Origin of the sequence: Schwartzia succinivorans DSM 10502 (genome assembly GCF_900129225.1) — a bacterium.
Taxonomy (GTDB): domain Bacteria; phylum Bacillota; class Negativicutes; order Selenomonadales; family Selenomonadaceae; genus Schwartzia; species Schwartzia succinivorans.
In genome coordinates, this window is record NZ_FQUG01000006.1 from 63,423 (window position 1) to 82,768 (window position 19,346).

The following is a 19,346-nucleotide window of genomic DNA, read 5'->3' on the forward strand; positions in this document are numbered from 1 at the left end:
CAAAGTATGCCGCGCGATGATATTATATTTGTGTAAAAAAATTTGTGTTGCGGATGTTAAGAATCTGAACTGGAGGTTTTTTATGCGAAACAAAGATAAAAAAGGCTCAGAAATCAGCAGACGTGATTTTCTGAAGCTTGCTGCCCTTGGAACGGCTGCAGGTCTCTCTTCCATGCTTCCTCACGGCGCTGCTGAGGCTGCTGAGGGAGAGTCCGGCTCTGCCAGTGCTTCTCAGCTGCATGGTCTCGCTGCAGACTCCGTCAGCAATTTAGAGATTCTGCCGCCGGGGAAAAAAATCCGCTATGATATTATCGACTCTCATCTTCATTATCTGGATTTTCTTGAGAAGACGGACGGTTTTCCTGCTCTCTGCAGGGCAATGGATTTGTCCGGGGTTTCTAAGTCCGTAATTTTCGGTATGGGTATTGCGAAGCAATGGGACAGCACTATGCCCGAGCCTCCTGCCTATTATCTTTCCAATGACAGCAGATGCTATTATTATTCGGCGACGGATTATATTCTTGCTGAGGAGCTTTTGGCGCAGCCAAGGGAGATACGGGAGAGGTTTTATCCCTTCTGCTGCGGTTTTAACTGCAACGACCGTTTTGCGGCGGACTATGTTGAGAGGCTTCTTCGGCTTTATCCCGGGTTCTGGCACGGAATCGGGGAGATTATGAGCCGTCATGATGACCTGACGGCGCTGACCTACGGTGAGCCTCCCCACATGGACGGAGGCGGCTTCCTTGGTATATATGACATTGCCGCTGCGGAAGGGCTTCCTGTTCTGGTTCATCATAATATTACCGCCCAGAATATGGAGCGTGTTATTTATCTTGATGAGCTGAAGCGCGCGCTGGCGTACAACCGTGACTGCAAAATAATATGGGCGCATATCGGTATCTCGCGGCGTGTGGAGATAAAAGGGCTGACGAAAATCGCTGACGAGCTTCTCAGTGAGAATAAAAATCTCTGGGTGGATATTTCATGGCTTGTTTATGATTATTATTTTCTCGACCTGTTCCCCGATAATTATCTCGACGGCGACAATCTCGATGACTGGGCGGGACTTATCGAGCGTCATCCTGACCGTTTTATGATTGGTACGGACAAGGTCGGTCACTGGAAAACTTATCCGAATGAGGTAGTAAAATATTATTCTCTGCTGGATAAGCTGAAGCCAAAAACTGTCGATATGATATGCCGTGAAAATATAATGTCGCTGCTCAAATTCTATTAAAAAAACAAGCAGGAAAATGGCAAAAATTTCTTCTGTTTTTTTCCATTTTTTTCGCAAAAAAAGAGGCTGTTTTTTGATGATTTTTTTCGTCAAAAATAACCTCTTTTTATTTGCATTTTTTGAGCATATTTTTCAAAAATGCAAATACTGTAAAGCTTGATATATCAGGAATTTTGCGCATTTGCTTTTCCGTTTTTCCTTACATTTTTCTGTCAAAAAAACAGGCATATTTTTTTGCGTTTTTTTTCTCTGAAAAATGTCATTTTTTTCACCCTAAAAAATGCAAAAAAAATCTCCAAAAATATTTCATTTTGGAGATTTAAATTTCATTATTTTTATTTCATCTTTACGCAGCATCAGAGTAATCAATAATAAAAATTTCACTTAATTATTTTTTCTCCGTCCAGGACTGCCTCTGTAAGTTTTTCTCCTATATATTGAAGCTTCAGTGAGAAGAATGGGTGATTTTCCTCCAGCAGTTTGAAAAAGATTTTGTCGCCCTCCCACACCGGAAGATTATATACTTCTTTTTTCGGCAGCCATTCCAGAACTCCTTCTCTGCAGTCGGTAAGCTCTCCTTCGAATTTGTCTGCGGTATAGAGGAACATGTACTCCGTCGGATACTTGTCTGTGGAAAATGTAACTATTCCTCTCAGGCGGTAGGATGTAAGCTTCAGTCCTGTTTCTTCCATGGCTTCCCTTAGAAGGCATTCCTCCGGGGATTCTCCTTCCTCGAAGTGGCCTCCTATTCCTACCCATTTATCCCTGTTTATGTCGTTTTCTTTTTTTACTCTGTGCATCATGAGGTACGAGTCTTTGTTCTCTATATAGCAAAGTGTCGTCATAGGGCTTCTATCCATAGCTGCCTCCTGTTTTTTATGAACCTTTCCACATATCACATGGGATATGTGGATATCTTATTCTGCTGATTATCTTTTACTATTATTATTATCTATACTTTTTATTTTTTCAAATTTATTTAATTCGAAATATGATATTTTTACTATCAGTGTAGTCCTTTTCTCCCTTCCTTTTAATACGATTTTATGATAAAATCAAATAAATATATGTAATTATATATACAGAAAAATTGTTTTTTTTAATAGAGGAGATTATGTATGACAAATAAAATTTATGCTTTTATAGGCCCTCATGCGGCGGGAAAAACCACATTTCTCAAGAAGCTTCTTGCCATGGGCGTAAATTATGTACCTACATACACAACACGTCAGCCCGGCAAGTTTTCCAGTGACAGGTCTGTCTACAGATTTATCGAGAAAATTGACTTTTTCAAGCGTGATTTTATAGTAAAGACTACCTATAAAGGCGATTATTACGGGCTGGTAAAGAAGGACGTGCTGGATTCTCTTAATGATTATCCGATTACTGTTATTGTGGGAGATACTTCCACTATAAAGCAGCTCGCCAAGCTCCTGAAGGACAGCTTCGAATCCATCTATATCATGACGGATTATGTTTCCCTGATTGAGCGTATGCTTAAGCTCGGACATACGAACGAAGAGATAAAGCATCATCTGGAGTATGCCGAGAATAACGGAGAGTTCGAGTCATGGAAGTTCGCTACCCACGTTGTTAAGAATGTTTCCACAGAGGAAAAGGCAATGAATCAGATTCTTTCTATCATGGGGCTTACGGAGATGCTGCCTGTGGAAAAAATAAAGGCACTCACCTCCCGTCGTGTGACAGAGTAAGGCTGACAGAAAATCACATATGACATAAAAATGGCACCGTCTGATTTCAGACGATGCCTTATTTTTTTACTTCATTTCCCGTGCCTGTTCTCTCAGACGGCGGATACGTTCTTCCGTTGCCGGATGTGTGCTGAAAAGGCTTGCAAATGTCATGCGTGCGTTTTTCAGCGGGTTGATGATGAAGAGATGTGCCGTTGCCGGCGTTGCATCCTCCATCGGACGGGCATGGGTTGCGTAGTATTCGATTTTCTCAAGAGCCGAAGCGAGGTAGAGTGGGTTTCCGCAGATTCTTCCGCCGCTTTCGTCGGCCTCGTATTCACGTGAGCGTGATATAGCCATCTGTATGAGCATGGCTGCAATCGGCGCAACGATGATTGTGAAAAGAAGTCCGATTGCTCCGCCGTTGTCGTCCCTGTCGCTGGAGCGGCCTGTTCCGAAGATGGCAGCCCACTGTGCCATGTTCGCAATCCATGAGATGACACCTGCGATGGAAGCGGCAACCGTGGAAATAAGTGTATCGCGGTGCTTTACGTGGGAAAGCTCATGTCCAAGGACTCCGCTGAGCTCTTCGTAGTTCAGGGCACGCATGATGCCCGTCGTAACTGCGACAGCCGCGTGGGACGGGCTTCTTCCCGTTGCAAAGGCGTTCGGTACATCAGAGTTTATGATGCAGACCTTCGGCATGGGAAGCTCGGCGCGTTCAGCCAGCTTCTTTACGAGGTTATAAAGCTCCGGGGCCTGGGATTCGTTTATCTCTCTTGCTCCGTATGCCTTAAGAACCATGGTGTCGCTGAACCAGTAGGAGAAGAAGTTTATACCCAGCGAAATAATCAGCATGATTGTCGCGCCCTGCTGACCTCCGAAGGCCCCTCCCACTGCCACCAGGACACCCATCAAAAGTGCCATGAGAAGCGTTGTTTTTATGGTATTCATTGTTATATTCCTCCCTTTAATGGAGATTCTATATTTGTGAAATGAAAAAATGATGAAGAAAAAAAGCCTTCTCCTTTAGGAGAAGGTGGGCCCGTAGGGCTCGGATGAGGTGCACCCCAAAGTACCTTCTATCTACGCAGATAGTGGCAGGCTTTTGTGTACCTCATCCACCGCTGACGCGGTCCCCCTTCCCCAAATGGGGAAGGCATATAATGTTTTTAAATATCAAGGTTCTTGACCTTTTTCGCGTTTTCTTCGATGAACTGACGGCGCGGCTCTACCTTGTCACCCATGAGGATAGTAAAGAGCTCGTCTGCTTCCTCCGCGTCCTCCATGTCAACACGGAGCATGGTGCGGCGCTCAGGGTCCATTGTGGTTTCCCAGAGCTGCTCAGGGTTCATCTCACCAAGACCTTTGTAGCGCTGGACGCTGATGTTGTCGCGGCCGATTTCGTTGAGCTTCGATGCCAGCTCCTCGTCGCTGTAGGTATACCAGTGCTTGTTCCCCTTCTTGATAAGGTAAAGAGGCGGCTGTGCGATATATACGCGGCCGTGCTCGATGAGCGGCTTCATGTAGCGGTAGAAGAATGTCAGAAGCAGAGTACGGATATGTGCTCCGTCAACATCGGCATCTGTCATGATGATGATTTTTCCGTAGCGGCTCTTTGCCAGGTCAAAGTCCTCGGAGATACCGTTTCCGAAGGCGGTGATCATGGTACGGATTTCCGCGTTCGCGAAAATTTTGTCAAGGCGTGCCTTCTCTACGTTGAGAATCTTACCGCGGAGAGGAAGGATTGCCTGGAATCTTCTGTCACGGCCCTGTTTTGCGGAGCCGCCTGCGGAGTCACCCTCTACGAGGTAAATCTCTGCCTGCTCAGGATCCCTTATGGAGCAGTCGGCAAGCTTGCCCGGAAGACTCGTTACCTCAAGGGCGTTCTTCCTGCGTGTGAGCTCGCGTGCTTTTCTTGCAGCCATGCGTGCGCGGGCTGCCATGATGGATTTTTCAAGAATCCTCTTTGTGATTGCAGGATTCTCCTCGAAGAATTCCGTGAGTCCCTCTGTAACGATGGAGTCAACAATACCGCGTACCTCGGAGTTTCCGAGCTTCGTCTTCGTCTGTCCCTCGAACTGCGGCTCATGAATCTTGAGGCTGATGACGCATGCAAGTCCTTCGCGGACGTCCTCGCCTGTGAGGTTTTCGTCATTCGCCTTCAGTACACCTGATTTGCGCGCAAAATCGTTTGCCGCGCGGGTAAGGGCGAGCTTGAAGCCTGCAAGGTGAGTACCGCCCTCCTCGGTGTTGATGTTGTTAACAAAGCTGTATATTGTTTCCTGATAGCTCTCGTTGTACTGCATGGCGATTTCAACGAGCGTATCGTCCTTTTTGCCGTTGAAGTAAATCGGCTCAGGATTAATGGTTTCCTTTTTGCGGTTGAGATGCTCGACGAAGGAACGGATACCGCCGTCATAGTGGTAGGTTTCCTCCAGAAGCTCCTCCGTGCGCTCGTCCCTGAGAATAATCGTGATTCCCTGGTTCAGGAATGCCAGCTCTCTCAGGCGGTGACGGAGAATCTCGTATTTATAGACAGTATCGGTGAAAATCTCGTCGTCAGGCAGGAAGCTTACCTTCGTTCCCGTAGTCTCGGACTCTCCTACAACGGTAAGTGGCTTCGTTGTGTTTCCGCGCTCAAACTCAATCTCATGAATCTTTCCGGCGCGGCGGACTTCTACCTTCATGTACTTGGAAAGGGCGTTAACAACGGACACACCGACGCCGTGAAGACCGCCGGATACCTTGTAGCCGTTGCCGCCGAATTTACCGCCTGCGTGAAGCACCGTAAGAACGACCTCGACAGCGGGTTTTCCGCTTTCGTGCATGTCTACAGGAATACCGCGTCCGTTATCTACGACCGTGATGCTGTTGTCCTTATGGATTGTTACCTCTACCTTTGAGCAGTAGCCTGCAAGAGCCTCGTCGATTGAGTTGTCCACAACCTCATAAACGAGATGATGAAGGCCGCGCTCCGAGGTGCTTCCGATGTACATGCCCGGACGCTTGCGGACGGCCTCAAGTCCTTCGAGAACCTGAATCTGGTTTGCGTTATAAGGACCCTTTACAGTCGATACCTCTTCCTTGTCAACGGCATCGAGATGAATCTCTACATTCGATGTATCAAGCTCATCGTCCCGAAAATCATCCTGTGCAGCAGCTTCCTCTGCAGTGATTTTTTCGTCTTCGTTCATCAATATCGATCCTCCAGTATGTTAAAGTTTATTCGTCGAAAAATAGCCGGAATCAGGGTGTGCCACCCTCTCATAAATGAGAAATCCCATATATACACGTACCCTTTATTTTACCATGTAATCCGCTTTTTAATCAAGAAATCATGTCGTGAAGCACTTACTCCTGACTAAGTAACAGCTTTGTTTGAATTACTGTAACTTAATAATATTTATTAAATTTCTATTTATTTCATCCATTTTTCCATACGGCCCTTAAGTGTCAGGGTTGAAATCGCAGATATATAAAGCTTATCCGGCGTCACTATTATGGATTTCGGTTCGCTGTCGGAAATATCTATGATGCTTTCCCTTCTCTTTTCGAGAAAATCCCTGTTTGCCGCGTTTTTTACGGTCTTTTCGTAGTCGTGAATCGACAGTATATCCGCGAATGCCACGGAGTAATCTCCCCCTATATGAAGAAACATGCTGCCTTCACCTACTCTTTCCTTTTTCTCTCGTACTTTCTCGGCGTGAACCTTCTGCCCTCAGGCTTTTTCTTTTTCTTGAAGGCATCGGGGTCGTATATGAGGTTCGCGGACATTCTGCCCAGCACCTCATGTATTTTTTCTTCTGTGAGCTTTTCGGGAGGAAGAAGAGTTTTCAGCATGACTATTTTCCTCGCGTCCTCGCTTGTTTCGTCTCCTACCTTTACCCTTCTTGAAAGGCTCCTTATCAGCTCAAGACGCTGCTCCATTGCCGCCTGCGGGCTGCAGTGGAAGCTCTCATACAGCTCCGCGTAGGAGCACCAGGGCTTTTTGAGGATTGCCCTTCTGATTGCTTCCTTTTCCTTCTCCCGTCTTTTTCTCTCGCATATTCCGCATACGCTTTTGCCGGGAGGACACAGTACTCCGCAGTCTGCACAGACGTGACAGCCCTTTTTCCTTTTGTCCCTGTCTGTTGCTTCCTTCTTCGCAAAGGCCCGTTCCGCTGCTTTTCTTACGTCCTCGTCCTTTATGCTGCCGCATGCGGAGGCTGCCTTTTCTATATCGCAGCCCTCGGGATTTATTATGACAGGCTCATTTTCCCCATCATTTGTATCTTTTTTTATTTGTTTTTCTTTTATTATAAAGTTTGTGTAACGTATTGATGTTACAAGCTCCGTTGCGACGAAGCCGTTTATTTTGTCTATCAGCTCACGCTCCATGTATTTTAGCTGGGTTGACCATGCCGGACTGTCGGCATTGAGAAAAAGCGTCCGAAAGTCCATGCGCACGGGCTTTACGTGCATAGCAATCTGCGGTCCGACTATTTTTTCCCAGTTATAAAACATAAGGTGCATCTGATAATCCTTTTTGCCCTTCATGTTGTTTATGAACCTTGGCAATATTGCCTGCAGGCTTTCTGTGGTTTTCGTCCTTGGCATACACTCACCCCGCTTCGACGGTTCCTGCCTTTACATGATATATGTGTCCGAACTCTTTTTCAGGAAAATATGCCTCGTCCGTGGCTGTGATAAGCGTCTGTATATGCTCCTCGCGGATAAAATCAAGGAGCTTTTCGCGGCGTCCGCGGTCCAGCTCGCTCATTACATCATCAAGAAGAAGGACGGGATATTCCCCTGTTTCCTCCTTAAAGAACGCAAGCTCGGAGAGCTTCAGCGCCAGTGCTCCCGTTCTCTGCTGGCCCTGTGAGCCATAGGAGCGGAGGTCCATTCCGTTCACGAAAAAGGCAAGGTCGTCCCGATGAGGCCCTACCCCCGTGGCGCCTCTAATGATGTCCTTTTCCTGAGACTCCCTCAGCCTCTGATTATACCATGATGAAAGCTCCTCTGTCACAGTACCCTCCTCCATGCCGTGCAGCTCGTACACAAGAGAAAGCTCTTCCCTTTCCCCTGATATTTTCCGCTGCATCCTGTCGGCTATTTCATTGAGGAGTCCTACTGCCTTCTGTCTTTTTTTCACTATGCGCGCGGCAAGTGGTGCCAGCTGCTCATCCCACAAATCCAGCATGGAGCGCTGAGCCTGATGCTCCCTTATCCTTTTAAGCAGCGTGTTTCTCTGGGTAATAACCCTCGTATAGACCGCAAGGTCATGAAAATACGCAGGGTCTGCCTGGGATATTTCCATATCAAGAAAGCGCCGGCGTCCTGCCGGCGCTCCCTTTATGAGAAAAAGATCCTCCGGAGAAAAAAGTACGACGTTTATCGCGCCAATAAGCTCCTTTGTGCGTATCGGCTGACCATTGTACATTATTCTGCGTCTTTTTCCCCGTTCAAAATGAAACTCAAGGGTGTTTTCGACTCCTATGCGTTCGAAAACAAGGGAAAGAAATCCCTTTGGCTCCTCCCAACGAATCAGCTCACCGTCAACAGAGGTGCGGTGAGAACGTGCCAATGCCGAGTAATACACGGCCTCAAGCACGTTTGTTTTTCCCTGGGCGTTCTGCCCGAGGAAAACATTTATGTCCTCATCGAGAGAAAGAGACAGGGCTTCATAGTTCCTGTAGTTTCTCAATTCCATGGAGCGGATTTTCATAGTTATCCCTCACGCACGACCTTGTATTCCACTTTTCCGTCGTCTGTAATCAGCGTTATCACGTCGCCGTCGTGCAGCTTTCTTCTGCGGGCGGTTTCTACCTCTCCGTTTTTGAGTATTCTTTCGTCAGCTATCCATGCCTTTACCTCGCCGCCTGTCATGACAGCTCCGGCAATTTTAAGGAACTGGTCCAGCTGAATATCCTCTGTGTGAATGCTTATGTTTTCCATTTTTCTTCCTCTTACCTTGAAACACGTACAGGCGTGACTATATAGATAAATGCCTCGTCCTCTGTCTCACGTACAGCTGCAGGATTAAGGGATTCATTCAGGGAAAGGTAAAATTCCTTCGTGTCCACATGCTTCAGAACGTCTGTGATATATGTACCGTTGAAGGCTATCTGCACGTCAGGTCCGTCTATTACTACCGGCACGGTTTCCTCCGCGTGTCCTATCTCGGGGCTGTTTGAGGAAATGTGTACCTGTCCCATGCTGAAATCCAGCTTTACGATGTTGTATTCCGAAGAACGGGCGATAAGGGACACACGGTTCACCGCAGCCATAAACGCCGCCGTGTCAATGGTGACGCGGGTTTTGAAGTCTGACGGTATTACACGGTGATAGTCAGGGAACTGGCCCTCAATAAGACGTGATGTAAGGTAAAGATTATCGAAGGAGAAACTAATCTCATTATATGAGATATTTACTGTAACATCACACGGAATATCAGAATTAAGTCCGTGCTCCAGCTCTCCCAAAATTCTTGCAGGGATAATTACCTGTTTTTTATCTCCTTCGTATCCCTCAAGCACCTCCTGGTCAAGGGAAAGACGGTGTGTGTTTGTGGCAGCCATGCGTACTGCTTCCTCCTCCAGCTCCAGAAGGCAGCCTGTGAAGATAAGACGTGTTTCGTCGTTCGCGCAGGCGAAGGAGGTTTTTCTGATGAGCTTTTTCAGCACCGTATCGCGGATTGTGAAGTGCGACGCGTTGTTGAGCGGCCTGATGCATGGGAATTCCTCGGAGTTCATCTTCAGAAGGGTGAAGTGTGCTGAACCGGAGGAAATATGGATTGTATTGTCATTGTTATCGTTTGTGAGTGTTACAGTATTTCCCGGAAGATTTCTTGATACTTCAGAAAAATAACGTCCCGGAGCGACGAGAATGCCTTCCTCCTCTACGTCAGCTTCGATTTTGCATACTACACCTATTTCGTAGTCTGTTGCCTGAAGCTCCAATGTTCCTTCAGAGGCTTTCATGTAGATGCCTGAAAGAATAGGTGTCTGGGGCTTTGTTGCTACAGCCCGTCCTGCTATCTGAAGTGCCTGTATAAGGTCATTTTTTGAGCAATTGAATTTCAATGTTATGCACCTCTCCCGTTTTTTTATGATAGATTATAAATTTTAAAAAAATAGTAGACGTAGTAGTAGGGCCTGTGGAAATGTGGAAAAATATCTTTTCCTCCGAAAAATTAAGAGAAAATCGGCGTGGAAAAAGTTGTCAATAACTAAGAATAGTTATCCACATATAAACATGGATAACCGTCCTTGTGATCTTATCAACATTTGGCCCACAGGATTTGCAGAGGATATTCACAGGAAAATATGGATATCCTCAAACCCGTTCTATTCTTTGTCTCAAATCCTTTATGGTTGTGTCGAGCTTGTTGTCTTTTTTCATTTCTTCCTCTATCGTGGTGCAGGCGTGCATGACTGTTGTATGGTCACGGCCGAAGCAGCTTCCGATATTCGGAAGGGATATGTCTGTAAGAGTCCTGCAGAGATACATTGCTATCTGGCGCGGGACTACAAGGTCGCGGGTTCTTTTCTTGGAGAGAAGTGCCTCAACCTTGATTTTGAAGTACTGTGCCACGATTTCCTGAATCAGCTCAATGGTGATTTCCACGGTTTTCGTCGTCGGGTAGATGTTCTTCATGGCTTCCGCGACTATTTCCGTTGTTATCGGCTGATTGCTGAGGGACGCAAAGGCGCTGACGCGTGTAAGGGCGCCCTCAAGCTCACGGATGTTGCTGTTGATGCGGCTTGCGATGTAGTAAAGAACCTCGTTCGGCGCGTCAATGTTTTCGAGAATTGCCTTTTTCTTCAGGATTGCGATTCTCGTTTCAAGGTCAGGTGCCTGAATATCCGTGATGAGTCCCCATTCAAAGCGTGAGCGGAGACGTTCCTCCAGGGTCTGGATTTCCTTCGGATGACGGTCGCTGGAGAGGATTATCTGTTTCCCCGCGTCGTAGAGCGTGTTGAAGGTGTGGAAGAATTCCTCCTGGGTATGCTCTTTCTTGTAGAGGAACTGGATATCGTCAACAAGAAGCACGTCAATGGTGCGGTATTTCTGTCTGAAATTCTCGGATTTACCGTCCATGATGGAGTTAATCAGCTCGTTTGTGAATTTTTCACTGGAAATATACAAAACGCGCTTCTGCGGGTCGTTTTTCAGAATCTGATTTCCGATTGCCTGCATCAGATGTGTTTTTCCGAGTCCCACACTTCCGTACATGAAAAGAGGATTGTATGCCTTGCCCGGCGCTTCCGCGACAGCGAGGGCAGCTGCGTGGGCAAGCTTGTTGGAGCTGCCTGTTACGAACGTATCAAAGGTGTATTTCGCGTTCAGCGAGGAACGGTCTCCCGGAGGAATCGGCGCCAATGGCTGTGCCTCTGCCTCCTGCTGATATGCTTCTGTCACTTCCGCAGTGCTTTCCGCGGCGGGCTGCGGTGAAGTGAAGAGCGTCGGCTGTGTTTCCTTTTCCTCCGGTTTGCTTTCCTCCTGCTTCTGAACGACCTGAAGAGTGATATCAACCGGATGTCCCAGTATCTGCTTTGTAGATTCATTGATAAAGGGGAGATACAGGTTATTTATATAATCCTTTGAAAAGCTGTTGGGAATTCCGAGGGTGAGCTCGGTCTCCGAAAGAGAAATCGGAGTGATCGGTTCAAGCCAGCGCTGGAACTTTTCCTCGGCAAAGCTTTCCCGCAGTTTTCCAAGTATCTCTGTCCAGATCACCTGAAGTTCATTCTGTTCCATTCTTTAAATCCTTCCTGCAGTTAAAAAATTCTTATCCACATTTTTATGCACACTTGTGGATAAGTAATCAGCGTTTTCCTGTTATTTAAGTTTTTTTATGAAATATGCGTCAGATTTTGCCTTTTTCAAGGGATATATAATAGAAAGAAAAATAAAATTTCCTTCAAAATCTCAAAATGACACCAAAAACAGTTTATCAAACAAAGAAAAAGTTATCAACAATTTTTACTGGAAAAAGGTGGAAAAGATTTATGTTTATCCACAGAATGAAGTGGATGACGGACTGTAAAAATCTTGACACCCCGATAGCTGTAGTCTATAATCTTTATAGTTTCGTTCGTGGTATTCATGTTTTTTATAATATAGAAGCAATAGTTACCCGAATGCTGAAAAGGAGGTGCACATTGTGAAACAGACGTATCAGCCGAATAAGCATTGGCGTAAAGTAACCCATGGCTTCCGTGCCCGCATGAAGACGAAGGGCGGTCGACTGGTCCTGAAGGCTCGCCGCCAGAAGGGCAGAAAGAAGCTGTCGGCTTAATCATAGGTCACTCCGGTGACCTATTTTTTCCATCTGAGGAAAAAGAGGTTCGTTCTCTATGCTAAAGCTGCCAAAGCGCAGGATTCTGCGCAATAAGCGGATGTTCCAGGAAGTTTACAAAAAAGGACGTTCGTGGGCAAACCGTTATCTGGTTCTTTATGTGTTTCCGGCGATTGGGCTGGAACGCAAGGCCGGCTTCGCTGCAGGAAAAAAACTTGGAAATGCAGTTACACGCAACCGTATGAAAAGGCTAATGCGTGAAAGCTACAGGAAAAATCAGCTCATCCTTAAGGATGAGATATGGCTTCTCCTTGTGGCGCGCAAGCCTGCTGTTGCTGTAAAGCAGCCGGTCATGGAAAAAGCCTTTCTCGATTTGGGCAGAAAGGCGGACATTATACGGCAGGAGGCGGAATGATGGTAAAGAAATTCATCCTGTTTCTCATTTCGTTTTATCAGGTATGTATTTCTCCGCTGAAAATGCCGTGTTGCCGCTATGTTCCGACATGCTCGGAATACGCGCGCATTGCCGTTGAAAAATATGGGCCCCGGAAGGGCTGCTGGCTGGCGTTCAAGCGCATTATGCGCTGTCACCCGTTTCATGCCGGCGGCTACGACCCTGTTCCATGAGTATAGAATCCGGTCTTGACGGCCGGATTGCTTTTTAACTGGGATGTGATTTTTTGGATTTTTTGTGGTCCTTGTTTGAACCGTTCGTGCTGATGATTCAGAAGGGCGTGGAGTTTATTCACGGTATTCTTGAGTCCTCCGCGGGGATTGAGAGCTATGGTCTTTCCATCATCATTCTGACGATTGTTCTTAAAATGGTGATGTATCCTCTGACGGTCAAGCAGATCAAGTCTATGAAGGCTATGCAGGAGCTGCAGCCTGAGATGAAGCGTCTCCAGCAGACGTATCAGGGAGATCCGCAGAGGCTTCAGGCCGAAATGGCCAAGCTTTATAAGGACAAGGGTGTAAATCCTCTTTCCGGATGTCTTCCGATGCTGGTGCAGATGCCTATTCTCATGGCTATTTATTATGCCCTGCGGGATACGACGTATCAGGGAGGAAATCCTGCCTTCCTTTGGATGCCGACTCTTTCCGAGCCGGATCCGTACTACATTCTGCCGATTCTGTCGATGGCGTCTACGTTCCTCGTACAGCAGCAGACTACCGCGGACAACAATAATCAGCAGATGAAGATGATGATGTATATCATGCCTCTTTTCATCGGCTGGATGAGTATGAACTTTGCTGCAGGTCTTGTCCTTTACTGGGTAACGATGAATATCGTCCAGATTGGCCAGCAGTGGTGGATGTTCCGTAACGAGGAAGCACCCAAGAATGCGGCAAAGGAATCGAAAAAGAAGGATAAAAAGGGCAGGAAGGGGTAAATATGATGGATGCAAGTGTTGAAAAGACCGGCAAAACCATCGAAGAAGCACGCCAGGCAGCTCTTGATGAGCTTGGTGCGTCTCTCGAGGAAGTTAAAGTAGAGATTATTGCGGAACCTTCTAAGGGCTTTTTTGGAATCATAGGGGGACACGAGGCAAAGGTCCGTGTTACCCGTATAGAGAAATCCCCGGCGGATACAGCAAAGGATTTCATGAAGAAAATCTTTGCTTCCATGGACCTTGATGTAAAAATCGAGGAGGAGAAGACGGAGGATGCTGTCTGCTTCAATCTCGTCGGTGAGAATCTCGGTGTGCTTATCGGAAAGCACGGGCAGACTCTGGACGCCCTGCAGTATCTGGTAAATCTTGCTGCAAACAGGAGCCGTACCGAGGACAGGGTTTACTTCATTCTCGATATCGAGAAATACCGCGAGAGACGTGAGGAAACTCTCTGCCATCTTGCAGCCCGTCTTGCGGATAAGGTTTCCCGTTCCGGGGACAAGATTGTGCTTGAGCCGATGAACAGGCACGAGCGTAAAATCATACATGTGGCATTGCAGAACGATAAGCGCGTGCGCACCTACAGCTCCGGCGAGGAGCCGTTCCGCAAGGTCGTAATCGAAGCGAACCGTCCGAAGAGATAAGGACGGTCCGTAAGGAGAGAACTGTGAAAGGGCTGTCTCAATACCGGAGGCAGCTCTTTTTTGGTAGGAGGAATATATGATGCAGCAGGAGGATACCATAAGCGCCATTGCCACGCCGCCCGGAGAAGGCGGAATAGGTATAGTGCGTATCAGCGGTCCGAATGCGGTAAAGACTGCGGCTGAGATTTTTTGGCCGAAGAGCTGCGCTTCCTTTACGGAGGCGGAATCCCACCGCGCCTATTACGGAAAAATAATGGACGGGGGACGCATGGTGGATGAAGCTGTTGTCATTTTGATGCGGGCGCCTCATTCCTATACAAAAGAGGACGTCGTGGAGCTTCAGTGCCACGGGGGAAGCTTCGTTCTGCGCCGTGTCCTTGAGCTTACCTTCAGGCACGGGGCAAGACCTGCGGAACCGGGAGAGTTCACGAAGCGGGCCTTTTTGAACGGGCGTCTTGACCTCACCCAGGCCCAGGCTGTCATGGACCTTATAGAGGCAAAGACAGACTCGTCCCTCCGCATGGCAGCGGGCCATCTTGAGGGCATGGTATCAAAGGAGATAAAGGGGCTTCGTCATGATATCCTTGAGATGATTGCCCATCTTGAGGCTTCCATAGATTTCCCTGAGGACGATATTGATGATGTGGTTATTGACGAGGTCCGTGAGAGAATATCGGATATCAGGGAAAAGCTTGTAAAGCTTGTCAAAACGGCGCACACGGGGAAAATCCTTCGCGACGGCCTTGAGACTGCCATAGTTGGACGTCCCAATGTGGGAAAATCCAGCCTTCTGAACGCCCTTCTCCATGAGGAGAGGGCCATAGTCACGGATATACCGGGAACGACAAGGGACAGCATAGAGGAATACGCCAATGTGGCAGGAGTTCCTCTCCATATAATAGATACCGCGGGAATCCGCGCCACCGATGACCGCGTGGAAATGATGGGCGTGGAGCGCTCAAGGGGCTATATCGAAAAGGCGTCCCTGGTGCTGGCGCTCTTTGACGCGTCCTCAACCCTTCAAAAGGAGGACGAGGAGATTATAGGTCTTCTTCAGGACAAGGAAGCCATCGTGCTTCTCACGAAGGGGGACCTTGCGGCGGAGCTTACAAAGGAAGGCTTTGAGAAGCTTCTCCCGGGGAAAACCGTTCTGACAATCTCCACGAAATCAGGGGAGGGCATAGAGGCTCTTGAGCAGGAAATTCTTTCCCGTGTTTACGGTGATGAAGCCATCGAGCAGGAGGGGGCCTTCGTCGCCTCTGCCCGTGAAGCCCATCTTCTGAATGAAGCTGTTTCGGATATAGACGCGGTTCTTGATACCATCGAAAACGGAATGAGTGCCGACTTCGTGGTGATAGACCTCCGCACCCTTTGGGAAAAGCTGGGAGAAATAACAGGCGAAACCGTTGGCGAGGATATTATTGACGAGATATTCAGCCGTTTCTGCCTTGGAAAATAGTTTTGGATTAAGGAGTAATACTTAGATGTTTGTAGCCGGAGAATATGAAGTAATAGTCATAGGCGCGGGACACGCGGGTGTTGAGGCGGCGCTTGCTTCCGCACGCATAGGGTGCAGTACGCTTCTCGCTACCCTCAGTATGGACAACATTGCCCTGATGCCCTGCAATCCTTCCGTGGGAGGGCCTGCAAAGGGACACCTCGTCCGTGAGCTGGACGCTCTGGGTGGTGAGATGGGAATAAACGCGGACAGGACCTGCATACAGTTCCGTCTTCTGAATACGGGAAAAGGCCCTGCGGTACACGCGCTCCGCGCCCAGGCAGATAAAAAGCTCTATCAGTTCACCATGAAGGAGACCTGCGAAAAGCAGGAAAACCTCGACGTGAAGCAGCTTCTCATAGATGAAATCCTCTTTGAGGAGGGCCATGTAAAGGGCGTAGTGGTGGAAACGGGAGAGGTGTATCTCTGCCGTGCCGTGATTCTCGCCTCGGGCACATACCTGAAGGGAAAAATCATAATCGGAGAAACAACCTACAGCTCAGGCCCCAACGGACAGAGAGCAGCAATGAAGCTTTCCGACTGTCTTGAAAAGGCAGGGGTGAAGCTCATGCGCTTCAAGACGGGAACGCCTGCCCGCGTTGACGCCCGTTCTCTTGACTACGACAAGATGGAAATGCAGCCCGGTGACGAGGAGGCAAGGAATTTCTCCTTTATGAGCGACGAGGTGACAAGGGAGCAGACTCCCTGCTGGCTCACGTATACCAATGAAGAAACCCATAAGATTCTTCGTGACAACATACACCGCGCGCCTATGGCAAACGGTGTAATAAAGGGTATCGGGCCGCGCTACTGCCCGTCAATAGAAACGAAGATAGTCAGGTTCCCCGACAAGGAGCGCCATCAGCTCTTTGTTGAGCCTGAGGGCATACACACGCAGGAAATGTATGTGCAGGGCATGTCCACCAGCATGCCGATAGATGTGCAGATTGCCTTTCTCCATACGATACCGGGGCTGGAGCACTGCCGTGTAATGCGCCCGGGCTACGCCATCGAGTACGACTGCATTGACCCGCTGCAGCTGAAGCCGACTCTGGAATTCAAGAACATCGGGGGCTTTTTCTCCGCGGGCCAGTCAAACGGCACGTCGGGCTACGAGGAGGCCGCGGCACAGGGTATCATGGCAGGCATCAACGCCGCTATGTATGTTAAGGGGAAGGAGCCTCTTGTGCTGAAGCGCTCCGAGGCTTATATAGGCGTTCTCATTGATGACCTTGTTACCAAGGGAACCCAGGAGCCATACCGCATGATGACCTCCCGCGCGGAGTACCGTCTGCTTCTCCGTCAGGACAACGCCGACCTCCGTCTTACGGAATACGGAAGACGCGTGGGGCTAGTGAAGGACGACCGCTACGCCCGATACCTGATGAAAAAAGAGGACATAGAGCGCGCTGAGAAATTCCTTCGGGAAAACAGCATAAATCCCAGCCGCGAGACGAATGAAAAGCTTGAGGCCCTTGGCATGAAGCCAATCCATGTTGTAACAACGCTTTATGACCTCATGCGCCGCCCCGAGGCAGATTACGCCCGTTTGCAGCCTGTATTCGGATTCCCTGAGATTTCAAAGGAAGCACGTCAGCAGATAGATATCGCCATCACCTATGACGGATACATAAAGAAGCAGCAGGAGCAGGTAAACCACATGGAGCGCCTTGAGAACAAGCTCCTTTCAGAGGATATTGATTACCGCTCCATCACCAGCCTTCGTGACGAGGCAAGGGAGAAGCTCTCAGCAATACGTCCCCGCTCTGTTGGGCAGGCAAGCCGTATATCGGGAGTATCCCCTGCGGATATTTCCGTGCTTCTCATCTACCTTGAGCAGCAGCACCGCATGCAGGAGGAAAAGAAATGAGCTTTGCAGAGATACTGAAAAAGGCCGCGGAGGAATACGGCATTTCCCTGAGCGAAACACAGCTCCGGCAGTTCGACCGCTATCAGGAGCTTCTTGTGGAGTGGAACCAGAAGATGAACCTCACGGCGCTCACGGAGCCGAAGGACGTGGCGATAAAGCACATGATTGACTCCGTCAGCGTATATGATGAAAAATGGTTCAGCGAAGGCATGTCCGTAATCGACGTCGGAACAGGAGCAGGCTTTCCGGGACTGCCCCTGAAAATTCTCTGCCCCTCCCTAAAGGTCACACTTCTTGACAGCCTGAACAAGAGGGTGAAATTCCTTGAAACAGTTGTCTCGGAGCTGGGACTTTCTGATATAGTATGCGTCCACGCCCGGGCGGAGGAGGCCGCAAGGCAGAAGCAGTACCGCGAAAAATTCGATGCCGTGGTATCCCGTGCCGTTGCAAGACTCCCGATTCTCGCAGAGTACGACCTGCCCTTTGTACGGGTGGGAGGATTTTTCGCTGCCATGAAGGGCGCGAAATACGAGGAAGAGGCCGAGGAAGCAAAAAAGGCCGTGAAGCTTCTTGGAGGCGGCGAGCCTCACCTCCGTGAAATCAAGCTTCCGGGGCTGGAGGATAAGAGAGGAATCATATATATAAGAAAGGAAAAAAAGACTCCCTCCGTCTATCCGAGAAAAGCAGGAACCCCTGAAAAAAATCCTATTCTTTAAGGGAAAAAAGGATTTTTTGTTACAAGGTCGAATACTATATGTACGAGATTTAGTAAGGAAGGTGCAGGGTAATGAGAAAACGCTGGATAAATATGCTTCTTGCCGTGCTTGTCTGCGCGGGAGGATTTTTTGCGGCTCCTTCGGCTGCCTACGCTGATGACGGCGAAACAGCGGCAGAGGAAACAAAGGAAGAAAAATTCGTTGTGATATACAGGGATTCCTCCTACACATATTATCTTGACAAGGAAAATATGAAGCGCAGGGAAATCCCCTTCCAGAAAAAGCAGATGCTGGACGTGTGGATTAAGCTGGTGCCGACACGGGAGCTGCTGTCCAACTCCGACGGCACAGCGGAAAGCTCAGGCACCTACTATCTGGAGCACTATCTTATCCGCAAGGATAAAAAGCAGATACAGTTCCTCTGTGAGCTGGAGGTAAACGGCCGTCCAAACAACGATATAAACGCCGGAAAGTACGACCCCATGAAATGGGAGGACCTGGTGCCTGAGAGCATCGAGGACCGCATATACCACGGTGTGGTGCAGTACGCCCCGGACAACGCTGACCCGGGAGACGTGCTGGAGGACGTGTTCAGAGTCTCCGTCTGATGAAAGACTGTGGAGTCAGGAAGAGCTGAATGGGGAAATTGTCGTCAGTATTGACAGCAGAGAAAATTTGCGTTAATCTTTTTTCAGGTGGAAAACCTTCGGGAGGCCGCGGAATCCGCATATCCTCGTTGAGGTTTTCCAATTTGAAAGCAAAACGCGGGAAGCCTTACTGGGAGAGGCTTGGAAGCCTGTGCTCCAATGAATTTTGGAACACATTTTCGCGGGGAGAACCCGAAAAATGCAAATTTTTACGGAGGTTTTCCAAATCCCTGTTTTCGGGGCAGTGTACGCAAGGCTTCGCGGACACAGTATTGCATGCACCCTAATACCGCTCGCGGTATTGAAACATAAATCGGTCGAGTTCTACGCCATTTTCATCGGCGATTGCATGCACCCTAATACCGC

20 protein-coding genes are annotated in these 19,346 nt (G+C 48.4%); 11 read left to right on the forward strand and 9 right to left on the reverse strand.

Annotation, left to right across the window (positions count from 1 at the left end; all coding sequences use genetic code 11):
- Window positions 1-82: 82 nt before the first annotated feature.
- Entirely contained in the window at window positions 83-1,237 is a 1,155-nt protein-coding gene (locus tag BUA83_RS08365) for a twin-arginine translocation signal domain-containing protein (protein WP_159430501.1), read from the forward strand.
- A gap of 380 nt (window positions 1,238-1,617) precedes the next feature.
- Here BUA83_RS08365 and BUA83_RS08375 read toward each other — a convergent pair whose 3' ends face one another.
- Window positions 1,618-2,097 carry an NUDIX hydrolase gene (locus BUA83_RS08375; protein ID WP_072935795.1) on the reverse strand — a complete coding sequence of 160 codons (480 nt, stop codon included), beginning with the start codon at window positions 2,095-2,097 and terminating at the stop codon, window positions 1,618-1,620.
- Between the two features lie 258 nt (window positions 2,098-2,355).
- Here BUA83_RS08375 and BUA83_RS08380 point away from each other — a divergent pair, with 258 nt between their 5' ends.
- Window positions 2,356-2,949 (forward strand): guanylate kinase, encoded by a 594-nt coding sequence (locus BUA83_RS08380; protein ID WP_072935796.1) that lies wholly within the window; start codon window positions 2,356-2,358, stop codon window positions 2,947-2,949.
- Window positions 2,950-3,015: 66 nt separating this feature from the next.
- On the opposite strand, the gene htpX is transcribed toward BUA83_RS08380, so the two are convergent.
- The 8 genes from htpX to dnaA form a co-directional block, all read right to left on the reverse strand.
- Window positions 3,016-3,882: a zinc metalloprotease HtpX gene (gene htpX / locus BUA83_RS08385; protein ID WP_072935797.1), complete on the reverse strand. Its 867-nt coding sequence runs from the start codon at window positions 3,880-3,882 to the stop codon at window positions 3,016-3,018.
- Between the two features lie 218 nt (window positions 3,883-4,100).
- A complete protein-coding gene (gene gyrB, locus BUA83_RS08390; protein ID WP_072935798.1) occupies window positions 4,101-6,125 on the reverse strand; it encodes a DNA topoisomerase (ATP-hydrolyzing) subunit B in 2,025 nt (674 codons plus the stop codon).
- A gap of 224 nt (window positions 6,126-6,349) precedes the next feature.
- Entirely contained in the window at window positions 6,350-6,589 is a 240-nt protein-coding gene (remB, locus tag BUA83_RS08395) for an extracellular matrix regulator RemB (RefSeq protein ID WP_072935799.1), read from the reverse strand.
- Window positions 6,590-6,600: 11 nt separating this feature from the next.
- On the reverse strand, window positions 6,601-7,527 hold the full coding sequence (locus tag BUA83_RS08400; RefSeq protein WP_072935800.1) for a DciA family protein: 927 nt from the start codon (window positions 7,525-7,527) through the stop codon (window positions 6,601-6,603).
- 4 nt (window positions 7,528-7,531) lie between these two features.
- Window positions 7,532-8,638, reverse strand: coding sequence for a DNA replication/repair protein RecF (gene recF / locus BUA83_RS08405; protein ID WP_072935801.1), 1,107 nt, complete (start codon window positions 8,636-8,638; stop codon window positions 7,532-7,534).
- 2 nt (window positions 8,639-8,640) lie between these two features.
- A complete protein-coding gene (locus BUA83_RS08410) occupies window positions 8,641-8,868 on the reverse strand; it encodes an RNA-binding S4 domain-containing protein (RefSeq protein ID WP_072935802.1) in 228 nt (75 codons plus the stop codon).
- Window positions 8,869-8,879: 11 nt separating this feature from the next.
- Complete coding sequence (gene dnaN, locus BUA83_RS08415) at window positions 8,880-9,995, reverse strand: DNA polymerase III subunit beta (protein ID WP_072935803.1); 1,116 nt, start codon at window positions 9,993-9,995, stop codon at window positions 8,880-8,882.
- A 253-nt stretch (window positions 9,996-10,248) separates the two neighbouring features.
- Window positions 10,249-11,673, reverse strand: a complete 1,425-nt coding sequence (dnaA, locus tag BUA83_RS08420) for a chromosomal replication initiator protein DnaA (RefSeq protein ID WP_072935804.1) — start codon at window positions 11,671-11,673, stop codon at window positions 10,249-10,251.
- Between the two features lie 406 nt (window positions 11,674-12,079).
- On the opposite strand from dnaA, the gene rpmH reads away from it, so the two are divergent.
- The 9 genes from rpmH (at window position 12,080) to BUA83_RS08470 (ending at window position 18,941) form a co-directional block, all read left to right on the forward strand.
- Window positions 12,080-12,214, forward strand: coding sequence for a 50S ribosomal protein L34 (gene rpmH / locus BUA83_RS08430; RefSeq protein WP_072935806.1), 135 nt, complete (start codon window positions 12,080-12,082; stop codon window positions 12,212-12,214).
- Window positions 12,215-12,272: 58 nt separating this feature from the next.
- On the forward strand, window positions 12,273-12,629 hold the full coding sequence (gene rnpA, locus BUA83_RS08435; protein ID WP_072935807.1) for a ribonuclease P protein component: 357 nt from the start codon (window positions 12,273-12,275) through the stop codon (window positions 12,627-12,629).
- A complete protein-coding gene (gene yidD / locus BUA83_RS08440) occupies window positions 12,629-12,841 on the forward strand; it encodes a membrane protein insertion efficiency factor YidD (protein WP_072935808.1) in 213 nt (70 codons plus the stop codon). The genes rnpA and yidD overlap by 1 nt, the downstream gene beginning before the upstream one ends.
- 53 nt (window positions 12,842-12,894) lie before the next feature.
- Window positions 12,895-13,605, forward strand: a complete 711-nt coding sequence (locus BUA83_RS08445; protein WP_234988305.1) for a YidC/Oxa1 family membrane protein insertase — start codon at window positions 12,895-12,897, stop codon at window positions 13,603-13,605.
- 5 nt (window positions 13,606-13,610) lie between these two features.
- Entirely contained in the window at window positions 13,611-14,249 is a 639-nt protein-coding gene (gene jag, locus BUA83_RS08450; protein WP_072935895.1) for an RNA-binding cell elongation regulator Jag/EloR, read from the forward strand.
- 79 nt (window positions 14,250-14,328) lie between these two features.
- A complete protein-coding gene (mnmE, locus tag BUA83_RS08455; RefSeq protein ID WP_072935809.1) occupies window positions 14,329-15,708 on the forward strand; it encodes a tRNA uridine-5-carboxymethylaminomethyl(34) synthesis GTPase MnmE in 1,380 nt (459 codons plus the stop codon).
- 25 nt (window positions 15,709-15,733) lie between these two features.
- Complete coding sequence (gene mnmG / locus BUA83_RS08460) at window positions 15,734-17,617, forward strand: tRNA uridine-5-carboxymethylaminomethyl(34) synthesis enzyme MnmG (RefSeq protein ID WP_072935810.1); 1,884 nt, start codon at window positions 15,734-15,736, stop codon at window positions 17,615-17,617.
- Window positions 17,614-18,333, forward strand: coding sequence for a 16S rRNA (guanine(527)-N(7))-methyltransferase RsmG (gene rsmG / locus BUA83_RS08465; protein ID WP_072935811.1), 720 nt, complete (start codon window positions 17,614-17,616; stop codon window positions 18,331-18,333). Before mnmG ends, rsmG begins: the two co-directional genes overlap by 4 nt.
- Before the next feature lie 71 nt (window positions 18,334-18,404).
- Window positions 18,405-18,941 carry a hypothetical protein gene (locus BUA83_RS08470; protein ID WP_072935812.1) on the forward strand — a complete coding sequence of 179 codons (537 nt, stop codon included), beginning with the start codon at window positions 18,405-18,407 and terminating at the stop codon, window positions 18,939-18,941.
- The last annotated feature ends 405 nt before the right edge of the window (window positions 18,942-19,346 follow it).